Source organism: Paenibacillus radicis (ex Xue et al. 2023) (assembly GCF_024722015.1).
In the GTDB taxonomy this organism is placed as follows: domain Bacteria; phylum Bacillota; class Bacilli; order Paenibacillales; family NBRC-103111; genus Paenibacillus_S.
In genome coordinates, this window is sequence record NZ_JANQBD010000027.1 from 87,875 (window position 1) to 111,089 (window position 23,215).

General features: G+C 43.6%; 23 protein-coding genes and 1 riboswitch. Of the genes, 18 read left to right on the forward strand and 5 right to left on the reverse strand.

The annotated features are described in order from the left end of the window. Positions 1 to 3 precede the first annotated feature (3 nt). Positions 4 to 348, forward strand: a complete 345-nt coding sequence (locus tag NV381_RS29820; protein ID WP_258216956.1) for a helix-turn-helix domain-containing protein — start codon at positions 4 to 6, stop codon at positions 346 to 348. Positions 349 to 367: 19 nt separating this feature from the next. Here NV381_RS29820 and NV381_RS29825 read toward each other — a convergent pair whose 3' ends face one another. Then, positions 368 to 523 carry an anti-repressor SinI family protein gene (locus NV381_RS29825; RefSeq protein WP_258216957.1) on the reverse strand — a complete coding sequence of 52 codons (156 nt, stop codon included), beginning with the start codon at positions 521 to 523 and terminating at the stop codon, positions 368 to 370. A 251-nt stretch (positions 524 to 774) separates the two neighbouring features. On the opposite strand from NV381_RS29825, the gene NV381_RS29830 reads away from it, so the two are divergent. The 8 genes from NV381_RS29830 to NV381_RS29865 all read left to right on the forward strand — a co-directional run bounded on the left by NV381_RS29830 (position 775) and on the right by NV381_RS29865 (position 6,491). Next, positions 775 to 1,110 (forward strand): helix-turn-helix domain-containing protein, encoded by a 336-nt coding sequence (locus tag NV381_RS29830; RefSeq protein ID WP_258216958.1) that lies wholly within the window; start codon positions 775 to 777, stop codon positions 1,108 to 1,110. Positions 1,111 to 1,382: 272 nt separating this feature from the next. Then, a riboswitch (cyclic di-GMP riboswitch) is annotated at positions 1,383 to 1,467 on the forward strand. Between the two features lie 38 nt (positions 1,468 to 1,505). Beyond that, positions 1,506 to 1,748, forward strand: a complete 243-nt coding sequence (locus tag NV381_RS29835) for an anti-repressor SinI family protein (protein ID WP_258216959.1) — start codon at positions 1,506 to 1,508, stop codon at positions 1,746 to 1,748. A gap of 52 nt (positions 1,749 to 1,800) precedes the next feature. After that, complete coding sequence (locus NV381_RS29840) at positions 1,801 to 1,983, forward strand: hypothetical protein (protein ID WP_258216960.1); 183 nt, start codon at positions 1,801 to 1,803, stop codon at positions 1,981 to 1,983. Positions 1,984 to 2,072: 89 nt separating this feature from the next. After that, positions 2,073 to 2,855, forward strand: coding sequence for a hypothetical protein (locus NV381_RS29845; protein WP_258216961.1), 783 nt, complete (start codon positions 2,073 to 2,075; stop codon positions 2,853 to 2,855). Continuing rightward, entirely contained in the window at positions 2,852 to 3,121 is a 270-nt protein-coding gene (locus NV381_RS29850; protein WP_258216962.1) for a PqqD family protein, read from the forward strand. The genes NV381_RS29845 and NV381_RS29850 overlap by 4 nt, the downstream gene beginning before the upstream one ends. Next, positions 3,096 to 3,578, forward strand: a complete 483-nt coding sequence (locus NV381_RS29855) for a signal peptidase I (RefSeq protein ID WP_258216963.1) — start codon at positions 3,096 to 3,098, stop codon at positions 3,576 to 3,578. The genes NV381_RS29850 and NV381_RS29855 overlap by 26 nt, the downstream gene beginning before the upstream one ends. Next, positions 3,575 to 5,377 carry an ABC transporter ATP-binding protein gene (locus NV381_RS29860; protein ID WP_258216964.1) on the forward strand — a complete coding sequence of 601 codons (1,803 nt, stop codon included), beginning with the start codon at positions 3,575 to 3,577 and terminating at the stop codon, positions 5,375 to 5,377. Before NV381_RS29855 ends, NV381_RS29860 begins: the two co-directional genes overlap by 4 nt. Then, entirely contained in the window at positions 5,367 to 6,491 is a 1,125-nt protein-coding gene (locus tag NV381_RS29865; RefSeq protein WP_258216965.1) for a nucleotidyltransferase family protein, read from the forward strand. Before NV381_RS29860 ends, NV381_RS29865 begins: the two co-directional genes overlap by 11 nt. Here NV381_RS29865 and NV381_RS29870 read toward each other — a convergent pair. Next, the gene (locus NV381_RS29870; protein WP_258216966.1) at positions 6,469 to 7,320 is read right to left on the reverse strand and encodes a metallophosphoesterase; all 852 of its coding nucleotides are present in this window, start codon (positions 7,318 to 7,320) and stop codon (positions 6,469 to 6,471) included. The genes NV381_RS29865 and NV381_RS29870 overlap by 23 nt on opposite strands. 237 nt (positions 7,321 to 7,557) lie before the next feature. Here NV381_RS29870 and NV381_RS29875 point away from each other — a divergent pair, with 237 nt between their 5' ends. The 3 genes from NV381_RS29875 to NV381_RS29885 all read left to right on the forward strand — a co-directional run bounded on the left by NV381_RS29875 (position 7,558) and on the right by NV381_RS29885 (position 9,639). After that, on the forward strand, positions 7,558 to 8,199 hold the full coding sequence (locus tag NV381_RS29875) for a futalosine hydrolase (RefSeq protein ID WP_258216967.1): 642 nt from the start codon (positions 7,558 to 7,560) through the stop codon (positions 8,197 to 8,199). Continuing rightward, positions 8,196 to 9,035, forward strand: a complete 840-nt coding sequence (locus tag NV381_RS29880; RefSeq protein ID WP_258216968.1) for a 1,4-dihydroxy-6-naphthoate synthase — start codon at positions 8,196 to 8,198, stop codon at positions 9,033 to 9,035. The genes NV381_RS29875 and NV381_RS29880 overlap by 4 nt, the downstream gene beginning before the upstream one ends. Before the next feature lie 388 nt (positions 9,036 to 9,423). After that, on the forward strand, positions 9,424 to 9,639 hold the full coding sequence (locus NV381_RS29885) for a hypothetical protein (protein ID WP_258216969.1): 216 nt from the start codon (positions 9,424 to 9,426) through the stop codon (positions 9,637 to 9,639). A 553-nt stretch (positions 9,640 to 10,192) separates the two neighbouring features. Here NV381_RS29885 and NV381_RS29890 read toward each other — a convergent pair. Both NV381_RS29890 and NV381_RS29895 read right to left on the reverse strand, forming a co-directional pair. Continuing rightward, positions 10,193 to 14,572, reverse strand: a complete 4,380-nt coding sequence (locus tag NV381_RS29890; protein ID WP_258216970.1) for an NEAT domain-containing protein — start codon at positions 14,570 to 14,572, stop codon at positions 10,193 to 10,195. Between the two features lie 112 nt (positions 14,573 to 14,684). Then, positions 14,685 to 15,086: a hypothetical protein gene (locus NV381_RS29895; RefSeq protein ID WP_258216971.1), complete on the reverse strand. Its 402-nt coding sequence runs from the start codon at positions 15,084 to 15,086 to the stop codon at positions 14,685 to 14,687. 541 nt (positions 15,087 to 15,627) lie between these two features. Here NV381_RS29895 and NV381_RS29900 point away from each other — a divergent pair. Beyond that, positions 15,628 to 16,425 carry a hypothetical protein gene (locus NV381_RS29900; RefSeq protein WP_258216972.1) on the forward strand — a complete coding sequence of 266 codons (798 nt, stop codon included), beginning with the start codon at positions 15,628 to 15,630 and terminating at the stop codon, positions 16,423 to 16,425. Between the two features lie 77 nt (positions 16,426 to 16,502). Here the strand turns inward: NV381_RS29900 and NV381_RS29905 are convergent, their stop codons facing one another. Continuing rightward, positions 16,503 to 17,870 carry an MATE family efflux transporter gene (locus tag NV381_RS29905; protein WP_258216973.1) on the reverse strand — a complete coding sequence of 456 codons (1,368 nt, stop codon included), beginning with the start codon at positions 17,868 to 17,870 and terminating at the stop codon, positions 16,503 to 16,505. A gap of 155 nt (positions 17,871 to 18,025) precedes the next feature. Between NV381_RS29905 and NV381_RS29910 the strand changes: the two genes are divergently transcribed. The 5 genes from NV381_RS29910 (at position 18,026) to kdgD (ending at position 23,200) form a co-directional block, all read left to right on the forward strand. After that, positions 18,026 to 18,901 (forward strand): helix-turn-helix transcriptional regulator, encoded by an 876-nt coding sequence (locus NV381_RS29910; protein WP_258216974.1) that lies wholly within the window; start codon positions 18,026 to 18,028, stop codon positions 18,899 to 18,901. A 40-nt stretch (positions 18,902 to 18,941) separates the two neighbouring features. Beyond that, positions 18,942 to 19,961 (forward strand): SDR family oxidoreductase, encoded by a 1,020-nt coding sequence (locus NV381_RS29915; RefSeq protein WP_258216975.1) that lies wholly within the window; start codon positions 18,942 to 18,944, stop codon positions 19,959 to 19,961. Between the two features lie 78 nt (positions 19,962 to 20,039). Next, positions 20,040 to 21,212 carry an acyl-CoA dehydrogenase family protein gene (locus NV381_RS29920; RefSeq protein ID WP_258216976.1) on the forward strand — a complete coding sequence of 391 codons (1,173 nt, stop codon included), beginning with the start codon at positions 20,040 to 20,042 and terminating at the stop codon, positions 21,210 to 21,212. A 351-nt stretch (positions 21,213 to 21,563) separates the two neighbouring features. Next, entirely contained in the window at positions 21,564 to 22,247 is a 684-nt protein-coding gene (locus NV381_RS29925) for a FadR/GntR family transcriptional regulator (RefSeq protein ID WP_419182316.1), read from the forward strand. Between the two features lie 29 nt (positions 22,248 to 22,276). Then, positions 22,277 to 23,200, forward strand: a complete 924-nt coding sequence (gene kdgD / locus NV381_RS29930; protein ID WP_258216978.1) for a 5-dehydro-4-deoxyglucarate dehydratase — start codon at positions 22,277 to 22,279, stop codon at positions 23,198 to 23,200. Positions 23,201 to 23,215 lie beyond the last annotated feature (15 nt).

Genomic DNA, 23,215 nt, shown 5'->3' on the forward strand with positions numbered 1-23,215 from the left:
CCTATGATAGGTAAAAATATATATAAAATCCGAAAACAAAGAGGATATACACTTTCTGAGCTTGCAGAGCGAACCGGTATTTCGAAGTCCTATTTAAGTAATATCGAAAGAAATCTGAAGCAGAATCCATCCATTCAAGTGGTGGAGAAAATTGCTTTGGTGCTGAAGGTTGAGCTCAAAACCTTACTTAAGCTTAGTACAGATTCAGAAAGCAAGCAGCAGATTGAAAATGAATGGATCGATTTTATTTATGAAATGAAGAAAATGGGAATCGAGAAAGAGCGGATTCATGAATATAAAATATTAATCGAGTTTATGCAATGGTACAATAGCAAAATTCATGAGTAACGATCGGAAAGCGGAGTACCTATGATTTCTTGTCTCCGTTTTCCTTAATCGGACATTGCTTGAGAAATTGTCGTATTTCTTCAACCGAAATTCCCATCTTACGCGAAAGCAGGATCAGCGAGGTCCATTCCATATCCAGTTTTTCATCTATGGCTTTCTGGTAAATTAGATTCATTGTACGCCTCCACGGATACAGGTTATGCGGTATGTTAGCAGATAAGTGTTGTAGGAATATAATACTAGTCAGCCTTCGAAAAGTATGTCACTTTTTGGGGGGGCCAAATAAATATTTTACGGGAACTTTTATGTGTTTTTATGAGTGTTTACAAGGGATTTTTATACATATGGATTTGTTCGTTTGTATAAAATTTGGTATAATGACGTAGCGATCAAGGCATTATCACTACGTTAAAAAGGAAGATCCTCATGATTGGTAAACGTGTAAGGCAACTGCGTAAAGAAAAAGGAATGTCTCTTTCTGAGCTGGCGGAACGTGCCGGTGTTGCTAAGTCATACATAAGCAATTTAGAGCGGGATATTCAAAAAAACCCATCGATTCTGTTTCTCGAAAAAATCGGGGCTGTTCTTGCTGTACCTGTAGACAAGCTTATAGATCAACAAGATTCTCCATCAGAGGATAAAGAACTTGATCAGGAATGGTACGAGCTCATCAAAGAAGCAATGACATCAGGCGTAGACAAGGAGCAGTTTCGTGAGTTTCTGGAACTCAATAAATGGCGTTTGAATCGACCCAAGCAATAATACTCCAGTATGCCCGCTTATAACTCCTCTGTTTCTATCGTAAGTATCTGCCTCCGTTATTGATGTCGGGGAACATAAGAATTCCCCTTTACCTCACCTCTCGTCAAATTCCATCATGATCCAACTCCCTAAACTGACAAAACCCCCTAAGTCCAGCCTCCTTAAAGTGACACACTTTTTATTTCAATACTAGTATTATATATATAGTACCAAAATGAGTTGTAATACTAGAATTATTACAACATATAGATGAATTATTTTACATAACTCTTTCAGTAAAAAGGTAAACCTGTCTGAAAAGCAGGGACACAAAGTCACAGGTCTAAGGTCAACGACTACGACAGCTGGACTGCCTGATTAAGCAATTTCATTGTTTATTTAGGAGGAGTCTTAAGATGAATGTAGCAAATCTGTCGGATAATAAGGAATTGGATGAGGAGTGGGTCGAACTCATTTTAGCTGCACGTGATCTTGAGCTTAGTATTGATGAAATTCGAGCATTTATTAAACGACCAACCTATATGGCGGAAAATTTGGTACATTTGATTGTCGCAAACCAAGATATCCCTTCGCATAAGCCTTCTCTGTGCAATGATGTTAAAGAAGTTGGAAGCTCCGTAAGCTATGAGTATACCTAATGGTTCTCTATAGAGAACTTTATGCATAATAATATATATTTGAGGTGAACTAATGGATAAGGAAACAGTGGACCTTAAGAGGAAAGCGTACTTTCGCCCGATGGTATTGAGCCACCAGCCTGTAAGCTTCGAAACAGCCCAGAGCTGGAACAAGGGGAAGGGCAATAAAGACCATAAAGGTAAAGGCAATGGCGGAATTAAGTATCCCAATGACCCCAGACCCTCCAAAAAGTAAGGGAATGCCTAAAACGAGGTCAATGGTAGTCTACCTTTGACCTCTGTTTGTGCATGAGCCGTCTGTTCATTTATTCTAAGGAGCTTGTTATGGATACCGTACATGTAAGAATCGGAGAGCATTTGATGCAAGCTTCAGGTGATTCACTGAAGCTTATGAATATGTTTAAAAAAAGCTTGATTACATCACCCGTTGTGTACGAGCAGCCTGATCTCATTATCCATATTAGAGAAGGCTACGGAATCCCATTCGTAGACTACGAGGTAGATATTACTAAAGTGGCAGGCAAAATTTTATTCCGAAGGGCAGATTATTTAATCGAAGCCGCTTCGGATTATCGAAATGCCTTTATTTATGTACAAGATGAGTTGGCTTTAAAGCATGCTTTAATCAACTTATACAGCTCATTCATTGTCTCCAACAACTGGGGTCTCCTGATTCATTCATCCTGTGTTATAGAAGATGGAAAGGCACATATATTTGCAGGTGAATCTGGTGCAGGGAAATCAACGGCTGCCGAGTTGTCCTATCCACGAGAGCTTTTGTCGGATGAAGCCACCCTTGTGAAAATTACGGCCGATGAGATTACCGTGTACAACTCTCCCTTTCGAAGTGAAATCGAAATGAAGGGCGAGAACCGGTTCTGCTCATTAGCCAGTATAAATATTTTGCACCAGGCCCCCCATAATCAAAGAATCACATTACGGAAGTCCAATGGTCTGCTTCTTCTGATGGATAAAGTATTTTACTGGGCTCACGATGCCAAAGAAACAGACGGAATTATAGGACTATTGAAGATTTTAGCTAATGGTGTTCCTATTTACGAGCTTCATTTTCAAAAAAATGATACCTTCTGGGAGTTGATATCATGAAGCCACTGTATGTGCAGACAAGTAATTGCGAAGCTGTCGAACTGGATGGGGAATGGATTATTCTCAATACAGATGAGTTTACGGTTACCAAATTAAATGAAATGGGCGGCTTTTGCTGGTCGCTGCTTAGCCAAAGCCAGAGTATCTTCTCTATGATCGAAGCCATCCACGATCATTATGAGTTGGACGATAATAAGGCTGAACAAGATATGGAAGCTTTTTTGGCCGACATGATGAAGTATGGACTCGTTCAAAATGCTGTTTAGCAAGGAAGTTATCCATCTTCTAACCTATGCAATCTCAAAGTACGGGTCGATTGAGCTTCCAGCCCAAGGTAACAGTATGTTTCCTTTTATCCGTAAAGGAGATATTTGCAGGTTTATTCCGTGCGATGCTTCAGCCTTGAAAAAGGGGGATATTATTTTATTTCACACCGCGACAGGACAATTAATAGCGCATCGCTATTATGAACTAAAGCCCATCAACAATCAGATCCAATACCTGTTTAAGGGCGATACCAATCTGGGCTTCGACAAGCCGGTTAGCAGGGAGCAGATCATTGGTAAACTGATTCAAATTCAAAAGAATAAAAGGCCAATTCTCGTAACCGATTGGGCAGCCTATTTCTGGGGCAAGCTGATCCTTGCCTTCCCGATTATATCTTACCTGCTAAGAAAATATTTGAATTTTAAAGAAAACAGACCCTCTGGAGCGACCCTATGATTGAAAGATTTCGTTGCCACCTGCTTGTTATTAAACAGTATTTTTCCTTGCATGACATCCAAAGAGCCTTCTCCATATTGCTGCCGTATATTGCCGGTCAGTGGAAGGCTTATTTGGGTCTTTTTGTATGTGTACTTATTGACATTAGCCTTACCTTGTCGTTTGCCTGGTTTTTGGGAGATGTCACAGATACCGTGGTTCAAGGTCAATTATATCGAATGAAATGGCTGATTCCGCTTGGAGCAGCCCTCATTGTGTTGAGCATTATTTCAACCTATTATGATATTTATTTTGAAGCTGTTGCCGTAAATGCTGTAAAGAAGGAATTGAAAACCAATTTATATCAGCATATACTTCTTCTCCCCATTAAGAATGTTTCCAGCTTCCATTCCGGGCAATTACTTTCTAACTTTACGAATGATATTCATAGCATCGATGGAGTCATAGGGAGAAGCCTTGTGGATCTAATTAAATTACCTTTAATATCCATCGCTGTTTTTATTTATTTGGTACAAATTAGTTGGGAATTATCTTTGATCAGTCTGCTTATTGCTCCTGCAGCTATTATAAGCGGAGCTGTATTCGGACTTATGCTGCGTCGCAACAGCTCGAACATTCTTAATTTGGCGGGTAGCATGAACAGTTTGCTTAATGAGACCTTTCAGGGCTTCTTTGTTATTCGCGCCTTTACACTGGAGCATTTATTCCATAAAAAATACAGCAGCCAAAATCGGGAGCTGTTCGCATTAGAGATAAAGGATGCTAAAATTCGTGGAAGGTTTCATGCAGGAGGAGACGGCATCGGTTCCATGGTGTATCTGATGTGCCTTTGTTTGGGTGCTTATTTTGTGTCCAGCAATGTCATTACTGTAGGCTCGTTATTAGCGTTCGTCAATTTAACGAATCATTTGGTATATCCATTAACAGGACTTGCTGCATTATGGGCCGGGTTTCAAAGATCAGTTTCGGCCGTCGAAAGAATATCCAAAGTTTTGGAGCAGCCGGTCGATTCAACGGTTCTGCCTCAAAATCTGCTGCCCCAACCGTTTCTTAAATCGATCCAATTTCACAACATCACGTTTAGCTATGACGGACAACATAATCTATTTGACGATTTCAATCTGATTATACCGGCTGGAAAAGTAGTAGCCATTGTTGGAGCAAGCGGTGCGGGTAAATCCACTTTGTTTAATCTGCTGCAAGGGTTCTATAAACCACAGTCGGGTGTTATTCTAGTCGATGATAAATCTACAGAAGAGCTTTCGGATTCGCAATTAAGGAGCTACTTTGCCCATGTTCCGCAGGAAACATTTCTATTCGACGGTACGGTTATGGACAATCTATTAGTTGCCAGGCGGGGCATTACAAGGTCTGACATCGTGCAAGCGGCTGCCATTGCTAACATTCATTCTTTTATACAATCGCTTCCCGACGGATATGAAACGCATATTGGTGAAAGAGGGGTGCGATTATCCGGAGGGCAAAAGCAGCGAATAGCGATTGCGCGGGCAATTTTGAAAAATTCTCCTATCCTTTTAATGGATGAAGCCACATCCGCATTGGATAGTGAAACGGAATATCAGGTTAAAGAAGCGCTCGATCATCTAATGATTAATCGTACAACGCTTGTTATTGCACATCGATTATCAACCATACGGAATGCGGATTGGATCATTGTGTTGGATCAAGGAAAGATTGTGCAGACAGGAAGACATGAAGAGCTGATCACAAGGCAGGGAATGTACCGGAATTTATACGATAGCTTTGTGAGGAAGGGAGTGGCGGCTGTTGGTCGTTAATTTGATACAAGCTATCTATGATTCACGGCTGCCGTGGCCTGATCCCAATGATGGAATGTTCTATGAGCAAGCTTTAGCGGATATCCATTTTTTCGAAATAGGCTCCCAAGTTTATTTTTTACTAAAGCAGAGGGGGCTGCTGGAGCAAACCCCGCTTTTTTTCCAAGAAGCTCTTAAGGAAACATTTACGGAAGTGTTATACCAAAATATGCTTATAAAAAATCAGACCGTACAAATGATGGAGAAGTTTGAAGAGGCCGGAATTCAGATGATTCCACTTAAAGGCGTCATATTTGCTGAAACCTACTTTGGTCATATCGGTGCTAGATGGACTTCAGATATTGACCTGTTAATAAAGCGCTCAGATCTAGACAAGGCGATACAGGCTGTGAAATCATTAGGCTTTACTTACGAAGAAGAATGTGTCTCCACTCACTTTCACTGGAGCTTCAGCAAGAGTATGCCGGGAGCTTCAATTCCGCTAACGGTTGAATTGCATTGGGATTTGCTGAAAGCCGGCACCTCACAGTTTAAGATCGATGAGGTATGGGATCAGGCAGCCTCCTTGGAGTCCTATACATTTATTCAACAATTGTCCGAGTTTCATACCTTCTATATGATATGTCTTCATGGGTGGCGGCATCATTTGAGCTCGTTGAAGTATTTTATCGATATTATTCAACTGATTTACTATTTAAAGGACCGGGTAGCGTATAGTCGTTTGTTGGAAAGTGCAGCTGGCCATAAAACCTACAAAAGAATAAGCAGAACTTTACGTATTGTTTATCGTGAGTTTCCGCAGTTAGAGTATATAGTCAAGCTCCCGCTTGAACGAAGAACTAACTTGTGGTGGGATTACAGCGCTATAAGGGATTCAAATAACAGTTCACTTAAATATTACCTTAATTATATGACTTTCCATTTGATGGATTTCGACCTTTGGAAGCATTGTGTTGCAGGTATAATGGAATGGCTGATGCCTTCCAAAGCTGCGATTGGCTATGAATTAGGGAGACATGATAAGGGGAATTCGCTAGTCTTTGATTATTTGATGCTTTATAAGAAAAGATTTTTTAACTTCTTTCGTACTATCAGGATAAATAAAACACCGTAATTTCGGGTCTGCAAAAAAAACGTATAGGCAGGTTAGTTGTACCAATCCCCCGATTCACATATACAGGCATTTTATTTTCCCCAACCGTATACAAGCCATCGTCATATTGTTCCGCCATTTTATTAGTAAAAAGGGGTCCGAAGAAAGGCAACCGAATTTGACCGCCATGAGAATGACCGGAAAATTGAGCGCTAATGTTATAGGTAGAGCTTAATTCCGCAATATCGGGCTCATGTGCCAGAAACAGAACGCAATCCTGAGCAGATAATGTTTGAACAGCCTCTTCAATACTGTAATTGCCATACATAACATCATCTATTCCGGCTATGTATAATCGCTGTCCTTCAAATTCAATATAGCTGTGTTGATTAACTAGCAATTTAAATTGTGAGCTTTCAAGCGTCTTGATTACTTTAGCTCTTGTCATATAATCGTGATTGCCAAGAACAGCCCATTTTCCCCCACGGGGGGCACTCAGCTCCTGAAGTAAAGGGATAGCAAGCTCGGGTGACTCATATTTGGTATTCACGAGATCGCCTGTGAAAAATATGATATCGGGCTGCAAGCGGTTAATCATTTTTACAACACGGCGAAATTCGTCAACACCATAATGAAAGCCAAAATGGACATCGCTGAATTGCACAATTTTCCAACCCTTATAAGCTTTAGGGAGATTGCGGACGGTAAGATGAACTTCTTTTATTTGATACCAGAATCGTTCTCCTATGAAAGGGTAAGCTCCAATCATTCCTATCCCGAGCAAGCTTAATCCTACTTTCAATCCTTTTCGTAAAAAGGAGCGACGATTCATCAGGTTAGGGGTGGTCATTAGGAACTCCTTTCATTATGATTCGATAGGAAAATTGTACCAAATTACTGCGGTTTGATCAAACCGGATGAAATCTGCTAAAGCGGATCAATCGATGAGTAACTTGGCTAATACAGATGGTTAATTTATAATGGAAAGAATGGGTCTCCAAGGGGACTTTAAGTATTCATATAGTGAGAGTTTAAAATGGTAACTTTTTGAACTACCTCTTATAAGAAGTTAGAGGAGGCATTGGGCATGCGTGCACTTGTAATGACAGCTGTCGAGGCTGAGAGAGAGGCTGTATTGCGCGGGCTTAACGGCGACAGCAGGTTTGAAGTAAGCCTGGCAGGTGTCGGTCCCATAGCGGCCGCAATCAATACGGCTACGATGCTGGCTTCGGCAAACTATGACTTGGTCGTAAGTGCGGGGATCGGAGGCGGCTTTGTTGGACAAGCAGAGGTAGGCTCCCTTGTTGTTGCGAGCGAGATTATTGCTGCTGACCTGGGAGTCCAGACTCAAGAGGGCTTCATGAGCTTGGATGAGCTGGGCTTCGGCTCCACTCGAGTGCAAGTAAGTTCGGCTCTAGCGGCTCGTTTAACGGCAGCGATGCTGACTGCCGGGTTACCGGTTCATTCCGGCCCCGTGCTCACCGTATCGACTGCGACGGGTACAGCGGCAGCCGCTTCAGAGCTTGCCACTCGTGTACCAGGCGCAGCAGCGGAGGCGATGGAAGGCTACGGCGTTGCTGCTGCAGCCAATGGTCGAGGAATTCCTGTCCTGGAAATACGTGCTATCTCCAATGCTGTCGGCCCTCGAGACAGAGAGGCATGGCGCATCGGAGATGCTTTGAAGGCTTTAGAAGCTGCAAGCTCAGTAATTGTGGAGGTGTTGGAATGAATATTGCATTTTCTCCTTGCCCTAATGACACATTTGTTTTTGATGCCTTGGTCCATGGGAAAATCCCCGGCGCACCTAAGCTGAATGTTCTATATGCGGATATCGATATTACGAACAATTTGGCCGCTAGCTCTGATGGGCCTGATGTACTGAAGATTTCATACGCGGCCTTGCCGTGGGTGCTGTCTGAGTACGCGCTGCTGCCATGCGGCGGAGCGTTGGGTAGAGGCTGCGGACCACTGGTGCTGACGGCTAGTGAAGAGGCAGCCACTAAGGGGCCGGCAGTATTAACAGGTCGTAAGGTTGCTGTACCCAGTGAGCGGTCAACCGCTTACTTGCTGTTCAGGCTGTGGGCTGCCCAGAATGTTCCGGGTGGCGTGGGCGAGATTGTTATTATGCCGTTTCATGAGATCATGCCGGCAGTACGCGATGGATTAGTAGATGCCGGTTTAGTCATTCATGAGGCACGCTTCACTTATCCAAACTATGGACTAACCATGTTGACCGATTTAGGCAGCTGGTGGGAGGCGGATACGAACCTGCCGATTCCATTAGGTGCGATCATTGCCCGGAGATCGCTGGATCTAAAGGCCATCTCCGGATGGATTCGCGCTTCGGTTGAATATGCCTGGGCGCATCCGGAGGAGTCGAGGGAATATGTGCTAAGCCATTCTCAGGAGCTGGCTCCGGAAGTGGCGCAAGCGCATATTGATCTGTATGTAAACGAGTTTACGGCTGATCTGGGAGAAGCAGGTTATGCCGCGATTGCTGCTTTGCTAAGCCGTGCTGCCCAAGAAGGCCTGGTGCCACCGATAGATCTCGCGGCATTGCGGTAGCAAGAGCAAAAGAGCGACTCATAGTAATACTGTTGTAAAAAAGCCCCCCTCTCAATGAATTTCATGAGAGGGGGGCTTTTGGATTAACATTATAGTATAAGTTTATAGAGAGGACGTAAGGATTCCGCCTTTTTAATACTATTTTGTCTCAAAACCAAAATCAGCGCTTGACGAAGTCATTCGATTTCATCTCCATGTCCAGCCTAGCCCTAGACAAAAACTTAAGAATGGTAATGACAGCTCACACGACTTTATTCGACTCGAAGCTATTGCCTGCTCCCAAAAATCTGCGTTTATACATCCTTTGGCCGGTAATATCCGAAGTCTTATTAAATTCATGCAAATGTGCAGTTATTATTTTATTCTTAGCTGAACCGGAGCATTTTCCATGGAAATAGATGTACTTTTGCAGGTTTATTCTCTCTACAGCAATTTCGATAGGAAAATAACTGCATGTTTGCAGGAATTTGTGAGGACTAGTGTCGGGGGAGGGGCAAGTACTGATTTTGAGGTTGAGCCCATATTTGAAGGCTATAAATTTGAAGCGGAAGTTAACCTTCCTATTACAAGTATCCGGAGATGCCTCACCGGAATTTGTATATGACCAATCATATGGAACGCACCGTTAAAGAGTTTCGGTAACGATTGAAAACCATGAACAGCCTGACTCCTATTTAAGCTGCAGAAAAGATCATCTATCTGACCGTCAAAGATTACAACGACACGTGGTCGGGCCGTGTGGTACGCGGCTTCGGAGATGCAGCAGTCGTCCAGAACATACAAGAAATGTTTGATGAAGTAAGAAAGCAGCACAAAGCACAGAGTAGAACAAAAAAGGGCATGGGTGTGGGATGGAGGAGCGATAGCGTCCGCCCTGGTCGTCACCTCCGGTGACTGCTCGGGTATGCAACCTACCTTTGAAGCTCGTGTTCCAACCGCTGCAAGCCTACCATTCAAGGAACACGACTTCAACAGCGGCCGGAATCCCACATCCATGCCCTTCAAACGAACAAACGTAGATCGTGCTTGATTAAAATGGTGAAAAATGTATATTTCAAACGAATTTTGTTCACAATTGAAACTTTTGTGTTTGCAATTGTGAAAAAAAGGACGAGCAACCGTCAATTGATGTGATAGTTGCCCGGTGAATAAACGGATTACTTCAGTATTGCGTTCTGAAGTGCCATAACAAGAGAGACTGCTTCAGCACGAGTTGCGCTTTCGTTAGGGGCAAACAGGTTGTTATCCCGCCCGCTAATAATCCCCTGCTTATGAGCTTCAGCGACTGCTGCTTTAGCCCACTGTGGTATGCTGTCCGCATCCGAGAAGGTTGACTGTGTGTTGGTATCCACATTCAGCTTTAGGGCGCGCACGATGATAACGGCTAGTTCCGCACGGCTTATTTTACGCTCAGCACGGAACGTCCCGTCCTCATAACCACTAATAATTCCTGCTTGCACTACAGGAGCTAAATACGGCTTCACCCACTGTGGAATGCTATTTAAATCTGTGAAGCTCAGAGCGTTCGAGCTTGGCTCCAGCTTCAAAGCTTTGTTCAGCAACGTAGCGAACTCGGCACGGTTAATATTGGCATCTGGACGGAAGGTTCCATCCTCATAGCCGTTTACTACACCAAGAGCGACTGCACGTTCGATGTTCGCTTGTGCCCAGTGATTGTGAAGATCGGAGAAGCTCAGGCCAGCAGCAGTCCCAGGTTGTTGACCTGGTATTTCAATCGATTGGATGCTGTCCTGGTTAAAGGAGAAATCGGCTTCATATTCGCCATTGTACTTGTCAGGTACCAATAGTTTAAATTGGGCATACACTTTGGACGCAGCATTCTGAATTTCAAAACGTAATGTCTTCTCGTTCAGACTTTCGTTCACAGAAAGAACCTCAGCATCTTTCCACGTACCTGTAGAGCTTGCTATTTTCAATCCGGTTACTTCTTTACTTGCAACGGTCAATACGACATAGCTCTTGCCGTCTTTAATTTCCAGCTTGGCCGGATGCTTAACGAACTCATTCGCACTAGAGGTTTGCGATGTGCTTCTCAAATACAAGGCATAATCGATAGTGTAGGTTCCTGCTTTTAACGTTTCGGCTAATGTTGGAACGACTGTGGCTACGCCGCCGCCTCCTCCACCGCCGCCACGACCACCGCCACTACCCGTAGTAGGAGTAGTAGGAGTTGTACCTGTTCCAGTATCCGTGACTGGAGTTAAGCTGATTCCAGGGAAATCAATTTCGAATGTACGCTCTGTTTGAGCAGCATCCAGCAGGCTTAACACATATACCGCAGAACGGTCCTTAACCTCAAAGCTTACAGAGGTTGTAGCACTGTCCGTAGCAAGAGCTTTCACGATTCCTGCTTGCTTGGCTGCAGCGATTGTAGAAGCATCTTCCAGACTCCCGTCTGCTTTTTTCAATTGAAGCTTTTTAAAAGTAACTCCATTAACCAGATTGATAGTTACTATTTGTTTCCCACTGCCTACTTTCATACTTGCATTTGATGAAATGAAGTTCGTGAGTGGTGTTCCAGTTCCGTCCTTAATCGTCGAAGGCCAATTGAAAGTGTAGCTGGCGTCGGCCAAAATCACAGAAGCAAGGAAGATGGAGACTGATTTTTTCAAAGCTGTGACAGCCGCATCTATCACTAGCTGAGTCGCCGTTGTACTGGAACTAACAGATGCTGCCTGATTAATCGCTGCTTCCAAGAGAGCCTTGGCGCCGACTTTGTATTGACCGGCTATGCTGCCTTCAACAGCTGCGGTCAGCTTGGCTTTGGCCGCTTCAATTTCGCTGGTCAACAGCGTCTTATTTCCAGCTGGCAGCTGGGTGCTAAAGCCCAACTCTACATCATACTCGTGATCATATACCCCGATTGGAGCTGGAAGGACCCAATAAATTTTGACCCAGCCGTTCAAGCGGGCGTTTATGTCAGCTATTTCAAAGCGGACTACGCGAGTATTAGCAGCTGCATTAGAGCTAACCGTCTCTGTTTCTGTTAACACACCATTTTTTTCCGTTTTGAAAGATTTGATTTCCTCGCCTTGCAACAATGTGAAGGATATATACTTTTTGCCACCCGTTACTGTTAATTTCCCGCTGGTTGGGTCCACATAAGTATACATGACTGAGTGCTCATTAGAGCCTTTTTTGTAGATTACAAAACTAATCGGGTTCTCGCTGTCGGGAATTCCCGGATCAGGATTGCCGACAATTACGGAAGCTTTGAAGGTGTTGAAAGCTTGCTGTAAAGCCTGAAGGGCGGCAGCTGATTGAGCAGCTGTACCCGTTAACCGGGAAGCTTCGGTTCCGGCAGCAGTAATGGCTGTTTGAAGTGCAGTCTTGGCTGCTTCAGGATATTGACCTGGAAGTGTTCCTGTTACAGCAGCTCGATTGGCATTCGTTGCATCTGTAACTAGCTGTGCCAGAGCGCTATTGTCTACATTATTAAAATTTAAACGAATATCATGTGTGCGGTCATAGCTTTGTGCAGGGATAACGACACGCACCTGTGCATCTATTAAAGCAGACAAGCTATCCACTTTGAATTTAATCACTCTGGTATTGGCTGTCGTATTCTCGCTAACCACAGTTGAGTCGACATATTGATTGCCTGTTTTTACTTTGAATTCTTTAATTGTCGAGCTATCCTTTAATGCTGCGGTAACATAAGTTGAATAGGTAACAGACCCGACTGTTGAAATAGTCGCCGGTTTCAAGAAGTAGCTATCTAATGTTGAAAATGCATCGCTCGTTGCATGAACCGTCGAGAAGTGGAGCGGGTATGTCACCGTTGTTTTGAAGGCAGCTAACGCTTGGTCTAAAGCTGTTTTGGCTGCTGTGATTTGCGGACGAGTAGCTGCCAAGTTCTGAGCTGTGTCCTTAGCTGCGGTAATTTTACTTTGCAGAGCTGTCTTCGCAGCCGTATAAGCTGTCTCAGCTCCCGGTGTGACTGGTGCTTCATCCTGCAGCTTTTGTGCAGCTGATGCGGCCAGGCTCAGTGCATCCAACTGCTCTGCATTGTAGCTGAGATATACTTCCTTGGTTACACTGTCAAGCTTGTAGCGGATATACGATAGACCCTGCCAAGTGGCATCGGAATAATTTACTCCACGAATGATCACTTGATATACTTTCTTTTGTTGATCGGAGCTTTTGGTGAGCAGAACCGCCTGATTACCTTCATTCGTATAACTTAATCCGGCAGTTGTGAAGCCTCCGGTCGACCTGACAAGAGAGGACTGAACCATCTCTTGAGGAGGTTTTTCTCCATTGAAGGTAATGTTGGCTCTGGTGTTATCAAGTATTCCTTTGCCATTATTGGTGATGAGCACGGTTGTATCGGCAATTTCAGGGGCTTGCTGTGAAGGAATGGATGTCCGATTCAATGAATCCAGGACAATTAGCTTAAACGGCTTGGAAGCAACATAATAGTCCACTTTATAGTAATTGTAATCGCTGGCAAGGTTATATATGGCTTGGTCAACCTCTGTCTGTGTAGCTTTGACTTTGTTTAATATTTCTTTGGCCTGATCTACATTTTCTTGCAAAAATGTCTTGGAGCCTTTATAGTACTCTCCCGGAGTCACAGGCGCATAAGTATAGCCTAGCTTGCCTTCTGTAAATCCTATTTCATTCATTTTCTCCAGGTATGCCGATACTGCAATGATGAGTGAATTCAAATTTGTTTTATTTGCAGAAACAATTAATGATTTATAAGTGTTCAAAGCCGCTAACAATTCATTATAAGCTGCCTTGATTGCCGCAGCTGAAGTATTTCCGGAAGCAATGAAGCTTTCAGCTGACAAAATCTTTGCATTAAATGGCTGTTTAGAGCCTGCCGGGGCATCTCCTAAATTAGTTCCTTCACTTGTATCTGCATATAGCTTGCGGGAATCGGTTATTAATGTATTTAGTTGGCCGATAGTAATCGGCTGCTCGGTACCGCCATCACCACCACCGCCTTCCAGTGGCAAGCTGCTTGTATTGATCTCCAACTGAACATTGTACCAATAATCGTACACAAACCCGGCAGGATAATGGGGATCGTTCTTGATAACTACATGCATAAGAACATCAGGTTTCTTTGTAATGTCCTCTACATCTATTGTTGCTATCCAATTGCCTGTACCATCCATAGAGGGCCTGACCGGGTAGGATTGATAGCCCTCAATTCCTTGAACGGCTTGCGTACTGGAATCAATTACTGCTTTGACGGCTCCGGCTTTGCGAAAGCTAAGATGTTGGAAATAGCTGTAATACTTTTGGGTGATTTGATGTTCAAACTTCATTTTTCCATCTTTAACGATAAGCTTGCCTGAATTAAGTACAGACAAATAACCATTGGCTGCGGATGAATCGATGGTATTATCTTTTAAGTATCTGTAGCTCACCGAATATTCATTGTCAGGGAGCGTGACGGCAGCCTCTGCTGTCCCCATATTTATATGTAAGACAGACAAGAGAGAGGATAGAAATAAGGCCAGAGTAAGACAGAGGGCGATGGATTGCTTTAAATTGCTCTTCAACGTATGTACACTCCTTCTATATAAGTCTTGATCAAACGTCAAAACGAAAAGCAGCCTGGATCAGGCCCACTTTTCGTCTTGAAACATTTATTATTAAGCTACAACCGATTTATTAGTTCCAGTGAATGGTAAGCGGATATTCGGCTGAGTGAGGTCCAGCTTCAACATAAAGCTTAACTTGAATATCTGATGTTGGGTTAGAGTTAGTGAAAGTGAAGGTAGTATCACCGTTAGCATCCGTACCTTGTGTTGCAGCTACGAATGTGCCGGAGCCATTATTAGCGTTCAAATAACCATAGTTCTGGTCATCCAAAGTGATGGTAACCGTTGTTCCTGTTACGTCAGCAGTACCTACAATGTACGAGTTAACATGAGCGTTGTAAGGGGAAGTGGAGCTGCCTCCATAATAGAACTCATAGGATTTGCTAGCTGCGGAAGCTGGGATTGCAAACGCAAGAGCAAGAACGAATACCAACAGCATCATGGAAAGGGATTTTTTGATAGACAAATTCATGAATAAACACACTCCTTGGATTTTTTTAGTTTGGTGTAGCTACAACGAAAACGATGTTGCATGAGTACAAGTCAATATGATTGCAATTTGCCCTTAAAGCGGTAAAACCATGAATGGACGTTCACTCTCCCCTCCTGGTAAAGGAATGCCACAGAAGTACAAGATATGTAGATAATGATAATCATTATCAATCATGGTGTAAAAAAAATTCTGCGGCCCGAGGTTGCTGCTTCAAGAAAGCCACCCCGTCTTCAGAATGTCGATAATGTGTGCACCAACTACCGACACACCTATCTTATATTTGGATTCTAAATTTTGTCAATCCCAAATTTAACCTTTTTTTAAACGAAATATGCTCAAAATTTGTAAAAAACCTTTGAATTTATTGGAAAAATAGATGATAACCATTATCATTTATATTTTTTTGAAAAATGTTAATTCCTGTACTTAACAATCTAATTTGACAATCCTGATATGAATGATTATCATTATCAAGTAGAGGTTGCAAATTCCACTTATATGTGAAGGAGACGGCCATTTCATGAACATAACGGAACACTGCTCATGGGCATCCGCCTATCGCATTTTCTTTTCAGAGAAAACTGAAGGGACACAATTTGCACAGAAGAACTTGGATCAAGATGCTGAACTGCTGATTTTCTTAGATGAATTTGCAAATGCTTTACAATCACCTGCGTTGCAGGTAACAGGATCACTGTTTATTAAGCGCTACAGCTCACTTATAGTTGGGGTCATGCACGGCTTTATTAGAAACCGGGAAGCTATAGATTTGACACCGGAACGCGTAACATTGGTCTGGAAAGATACTACACTGCAATTTGTAATCGACCCAGTGGAGTTCCCTTCGTTCCTAAACGGATTGACTGAAGAAGAACAGAGAGAGCGTTATTTCGATCATGTATTTGCCGATCAGGCAGGAACCATGCTGCGGCGTGTGGCTGAGCTAACCCGGATTGATATAGATACACTTTGGGGGAACTTATCTTACTCTCTAGCTTATTGGATTCAGGAGTGGCTGAAGAGCGATTCCTTAACTGAAGCAGAATGTAAGAGAATCAATAATGATTATTCGGAGCTGGTTGGCAACTTTCGACAGGAGAGGTTTCCAAACCTGCCCAAAAATCCCGTTATCAGTAATTTCCGGATTGTAGACAACCCATTGGATACGCACAAGCCGATTTCTGTTCGTTCCAAATGCTGTTTATACTATTGCTTGCCATCAAGCAGCAAGAAGTATTGTTATACTTGTCCGCGAATTACGGATGAGAAGCGTATTGAATACTATGGCGAAATTCATGAGAGCAGGAGTACCAGTTAACGGGAAGTTGACTGTTAGATATAGATACAGCAATTGCTGCGCCAGTCCATGGGGCAGCAATTGCTGTATAAATAGCTTCATTGTATTACTACTGCCTTATTTGTTTGTACATCGGCAGTAGATTTAATCATAAACCGCTTGGCTCGCCAACGAACAAGCACGAGCAGTCCGCGCAGTAATTCGTCAGCAATCATCGCTGCATAAATACCGTGTAAGCCCCAGCCTAATCGAATTCCCATATAATATGAACCGCCCACTGCAACAAGCCACATAACAATGAAGCCTACAATCATGACATATCGGGTATCGCCAACGGCTGTCAATGCATTGACAATAGCCATATTTACCATTTTGGCAGGCTGCAGCAGCAGATTGATAGCCAGAAGGGATACGCCAAACATAATGATTTCAGGATCGTTTGTGAAAAACCGAATGGCTTCTTCTCCAAACCAGTAGAGCAGCAATGCATTGGCTTGAACAAGCACAAGGCCGACCCAGATCACTTGGTAAGCACATCGGTAAGCAGCTTGATGCTCACCGGAGCCGTAGAGATGGGCGATTCGAATTTGTCCTGCCAATGCGATGGAGAAGCCGATCAGGAAACAAAAGGACTCCATTGTGTTCATATAAGTGCGAGCACTCAATTCCTTGGATCCTATCATCGCTATAAGGGCAAAGATGACGAGCTGGGTGAAGCACCAAGACGACATGCTGATACCCAGAGGCCAGCTTATTTTTAATGTTTCTTTAAATAAAGGCCGGTTAAACAAGCGAAAATCCTTCCACTCAATACGCTGTTGGAAGCAGCTGCAGAATACAGCGATCATCGTTGCAGCTCCAGCTAAGCGGCTAATCGTTGTAGACCAGGCGACCCCTTCCAGCCCCAGTGGAGGAATGCCGAAAGCGCCATAAATAACCACATAGTTCATTCCAATATGGATAATATTCATTCCAATTGCGATATACATGGGGCTTCTGGTGTTGCCGGTGTTGCGGATAACCGTTCCCAGGCCAGCCATGGCAGCCATGAATATCATGCCTCCGCCAACGATAGAAATATAAGTTTCTCCCAGTGGTTGAAGCTCTGTTGGAAGCTGCAGCATACGGACGATAGGCCCTGCTCCAAAGTAGAGCAGCACACTGAGCAGTGCTCCAAGTCCCAGGCAAAGCTTGGCGCCAATAATGCCAATGAGTCTTCCTTCTGCTTCTTTCTTGGCCCCGAGCCTTTGGGCTACAAGGATTCCAGCGCCGCTCGCAACAGCCATAAACAGAATATTGACGGCTGCAAACAATTGACTGGATATACCGATTACCGCTACGGCGTCATCGGAGATGTGGCTGACCATTAAAGTATCCGCCGTGCCAAGTAAAAACTGCAAAAACATTTCGAGAAAGACCGGCCACGCAAGCATCCAAAGGGACATTCCCCGCTCTTTTCCCAACATATAAATTCCTCCACTCCCATGAAACCTATATTCTCTATTTATCTTTAAGACCGAACTGGTCATTTCACATTATAAACGTTATACTGATTTCGAAGTATAAGTTTCTGAACCAAAACTTTCATTATTCCAACTTCGTGTGATCGGAGGTAGGCGGCTTGTCTATACTTCAATTTACTTCTCCGCCTTTGCCGCATTATATTGCGGGGGGGTTATCAATCTTTCAACTGGGTCGGAAGCATTTAAATCGCAGAAACATTGGTGTATTCGATTTACTGGTCGTAACACAGGGCTGCTTGTATATCGGAGAGGAGGATAGACAATATGAGGTTTCTGCAGGTCACGCTCTAATTCTTAGGCCGGACAGGCATCATTACCCCACAGAAGGCTGTCGAGTGGTTACAGAAAGCTTCTGGCTCCACTTTAACACTGGAGGGAAGTGGGGAAGCACGGAGCATGCTGTGGATGTACCGGAAATAGACTGTACAGCTGCTCATAATGAATTAACGGTGCAAACATTTACCATGCAAATTCCCCAGTTTGTACGTCTTTTACAACCCGCTTCGGTTTACGAGAAATTAAAGCAATTAACAGAATTGGAACTTGAGTCACATAACAACTGGGCACGCTGGAAGCATCAATTGATTTTTCAACAAATTCTTGAGCTTCTTAATGCTTCGCTTGATCTACATACAGTTTTGCCGGGGGCTAATGTTGCAGATCAGGCTGCCGCGTTTTTACGCACCCGCTACAAGGAAGACATTAAGGCGCAGATGCTCGGGGAGGTATTGAATTTCCATCCTGTGTACATAGCCCGTTGTATGCAAAAGGAGTTTGGCTGCTCTCCCTTCGAGTATTTAATGAGGTACCGTTTGGAGCAAGCTAAGCTGCTCCTTCTGCAAACTGATCTTCCTGTAGCAAGAATTGCTGAGAACGTCGGCTTTAACCAGCCTTCTTATTTCAGCTCAAGCTTCGTTAAATACGAAGGTCTTACTCCGCGGGATTACCGAAGGAGTTTCCAGATAGTGAAGTAACGGATGCGTTATAAATAACAGAAGAGAGCGGTGGGTTAAAATGAAAGTTCTATTTATTGGAGGAACAGGATTAATTAGTCAAGCGGTTTCGAGGCTGGCAGTGGAGCGAGGAATCGAATTGTATCTGTTGAACCGGGGACAAAGAAATGATAATGTGCCCGAGGGAGCACATATTATTACAGGCGATATCAGAGATACAACTGCTGTTGCAGAAGCGCTGGCAAATTATGAATTTGATTCTGTAGTGGACTGGATTTCTTTTACGCCGGAGGAGGTCAAAGCCAATATCGGACTGCTGAAAGGAAAAACAGCGCAATATATTTTTATTAGCTCTGCTTCAGCCTATCAGAAGCCGCCCACGCATTATTTAATCACAGAATCTACACCATTGGCCAACCCATATTGGCAGTACTCGCGAGATAAAATTGCGTGTGAGAATTTGTTGATGGATGAATACCGGAATGATGGTTTCCCTATAACAATAGTACGGCCCTCCTTCACCTATGGGGATACGATGATACCCGCTGGACTAAACAGCTGGAATCATCCTTGGTCATTGATTGACAGAATGCGGAGTGGCCAAAAAATTATCGTTCATGGAGATGGAACTTCATTATGGACGATGACTCATAACTCGGATTTTGCCAAAGGAATAGTCGGTCTTATCGGCCATCATCAATCAATCGGGCACGCATTTCATATTACATCAGACGAAGTTCTGAATTGGAATCAAATCTACCGGGCGATTGGGGCGGCAGCAGGTGTAGAGCCTAACATCGTTCACATTGCCACAGATTTTATTACTGCCTTTTCTCCTGAAAGCACGGGAGGATTACTTGGTGATAAAGCAGTGAGCGCCGTGTTTGACAATAGTAAGATCAAACGATTTGTTCCTGATTTTATTGCAACAACCCCTTTTCATCAAGGGATCAAGCGGACCGTACAATGGTTTGAAGCCCGTCCTGAGAAATGCACCATTGATCAGAGCTGGAATGATTTAATGGACCGCATCGTAGCGGCTAATGAGGCTGGAGCTGCGAGGGCGATTAATGACAAGTGAGTTTATACATACAAAAAAATGAGTGCTATTATTGTTACAATCGCAAGATGATTAATCACGTGAGAAGGGAGTTTTGGCATGACCTTAAAAAGCACGGAGATTTACATTGAGCTTGCCGAGCAACTGAGCCAGCGTCTGGCCGAAACGGCTGTGGAACGAGACCGGCAAGGAGGAACTGCAATACGGGAGCGTGAATGGATCAGGGAAAGCGGATTATTAAAGCTGCTTATTCCCCAAAAAAATGGCGGTCATGGTGAGACATGGATAACTGTACTAAAAATTGTCCGCCGCTTGGCAGAAGTGGACAGCTCAGTCGCGCACTTATTTGGCTTTCATCATCTTAACCTGATTTCCCCCCATATTTATGGCGATCAAGGACAGAAGGAATTTTATTACACAGAAACGGCTCGGCACAATTGGTTTTGGGGAAACGCCTTTAATCCATCAGTATCCGATGTGAAAGCTATGAGGCAAGACAATGGTTTCATTATTAACGGAACCAAGGGCTTCTGCTCAGGAGCAAGCGATTCGGATATACTCATCGTTTCTGCGGAGCGCGAAGATGGAGGGACGATGTTTAAAGCGGTAATACCTACCAATCGCAAGGGCATTCTGATCCACAACGATTGGGATAGTTTTGGACAACGCCAAACCGATAGTGGGCGGGTTACCTTTAATCAAGTTGAAGTGGAGGAAGGAGAGCTATTGTTGAAGCATGATCCCCAGAACTATTTTATGAAGTTGAGGGGAACTTTACCAAAGCTAATCTTGGGTCACTTATATATGGGGCTTGCCGAAGGAGCGTTTAAAGAAGTGAAAAAGTACACCAATTCACTTTCGCGAATGTGGCATGCGTCCGGTACCCGGGCAGCTGAAGACCCTTATAATCTGCGACATTTTGGCGATTACTGGGTACAGCTGACGGCAGCCAAGCTATTGTCTGACCGGGCAGCAGAACGGTTTCAGGATGCTTGGGACATGGAGGCGGACTTGCAGGAGGGCCAATATGGGGAGACGGTGGAAGCAATTCTCACTGCTAATGCAATGGCAACTAAAGTTGGTTTGGAGATAAGCTCTCGAATGTTCGAGGTGATGGAAGCAAGATCTACGGCTTCTCAATACGGTTTTGACAGATATTGGCGTAATTTGCGTACGCATACGCTTCACGATCCATACGATTATAAGCTGAAGGAACTTGGCCATTGGGCTCTTAACGGCTATTTTAAAGCGGATGCTCGGCTGGACAAATAAATATAGAAGTTTCTCTTAGTCTTGTTTAGATCAATTAGGCGCGCTGTTTCCTCTGGAGGCAGGCGCTTTATTTTTTATCGGCTGTCTCCCGCGGGGCAAGGGTTGTCTCTTCCCTTATTTATGTATAAATTCAATTGTGTTTTCTTGGGAAATGATTTGTTGTTTAATATGTTGAATTAGCTTTTTTGTAGAAGCAGTTAACATGCATAACAGAGGCAAGCCTGAGCAAACCAAGTAAAAAAATCAAATTGACGAACAATTTAATTTGTCTTACAATATGATTTATGAAATATAAATGAATTATCGCTAAATGAGGTTATGGATGTGGAAGTTAATAATAAGCAATTAAAGATGAAGACGGTTAAACGCCAAACAATGTCGAAGCAGGTGGTTGATCAAATTATTGAGCTGCTGACAAGTCGTCAGCTGAATCCGGGAGATAAGCTTCCGACAGAAAACGAGCTTACTGATCTTTTATTCGTAAGCAGACCTGTTCTTAGGGAAGCTCTAAGCTCATTGGAGACGATGGGTATCATTCAACGGAAAACGCGGGAAGGCACTTATTTTGCCAATAAAATTGGCAGTAAGCCTTTCTCCATTATGCTCGCATTATCAGCTGGGGACATTCCCGCGGTTATGGAAGCACGGATGGCTCTGGAGCTCGGTTTAGTAACGATGGCTGCTGAGAAAATAACGGACAACCAGCTGGCGGCGTTGGAAGCGCTCTTACAAACGATGTCTTCAAGCAAAGAGGATTATTTGGACATTGATAGGGAGTTCCATAGAACGATTGCTTACAGCGCAAATAATCCGATTCTTGAAGGAAGTATTGATCCTTTGCTGAGCATGTTCGATGAAACTTTAAATCAAATTGCTTTAACGGACAGGGACCACGCGGTTACTCTTCAGGAGCACCAGAATATTTTCGAAGCGCTTAAAAAGAGAGAACCGATTGCAGCGTACACCAGCATGTACCATCATCTTAATCATGTGCGTGAGAAAGTAATGAAAAAATTGAATGAGAATCGAATTTAAAAATAAAAAGTTGGAAGGCGGCACAAATAATGACTAGTATCGCGAGAAAAGCACCTGCAGGTATTTTGGGATTTCCGGTTGCTCCTATGGACCAGAATGGAAAGCTGGTTGTCACCGCACTGGAGAAAAACATTCAGTTTCTTATCGAGGAAGGATTATCCTCTATTTTTATAGCGTGTGGTTCGGGAGAGTTTCATGCTCTTTCTAACAATGAATACCAAACGATGGTTGAAACTGCAATCTCCGTGGCCAAAGGGAAAGTGCCTGTATATACCGGAGTGGGGGGAAACATTAGTCATGCGCTGGAATTGACAAAGCTGTCCCAAGAGCTGGGAGCGGACGGCTACCTAATTCTACCTCCTTATTTGATCGAGCCGGAGCAGGAAGGCTTATATAATTACTTGAGTGCTATTATCCAGAGTACTGAATTGAACGCGGTTGTTTACCAGCGCGATAATTGTGTGCTGACGCTGCCAACGCTTCAAAGATTGGTGGAGCATCCGCAGCTTGTAGGCTTCAAAGACGGTCTCGGAAATATGGATACGAATATTGAGCTGACGCAAACCATAGGAGATCGCTTGGGCTGGTTAAACGGAATGCCAATGGCTGAGGTAACGATGCCGGCTTATGTCAATCTCGGTTTTACTTCCTATTCATCCGCTATATCGAACTACATACCTCATATTTCGGCAACGTTCTATCAAGCATTGCTTAGTCAAAACAAGCCATTATTGAATGAACTTTATCTGAATGTCATCCTGCCGATTAACCGTATTCGGAGACAAAAGAAAGGCTACGCTGTAGCTTTAATTAAAGCTGGAATGGAAATCGTCGGCTTGCCTGTTGGAACGCAGGTTCGTGCACCGATTGTTCAGGTGGAGAAGGATCACTATCAACAAATGGAGCAAATAATTAAGGTAGCATTTGATAAGTTTCCGAAGGACAAGAAATAAGTATTGTCGGAGAGG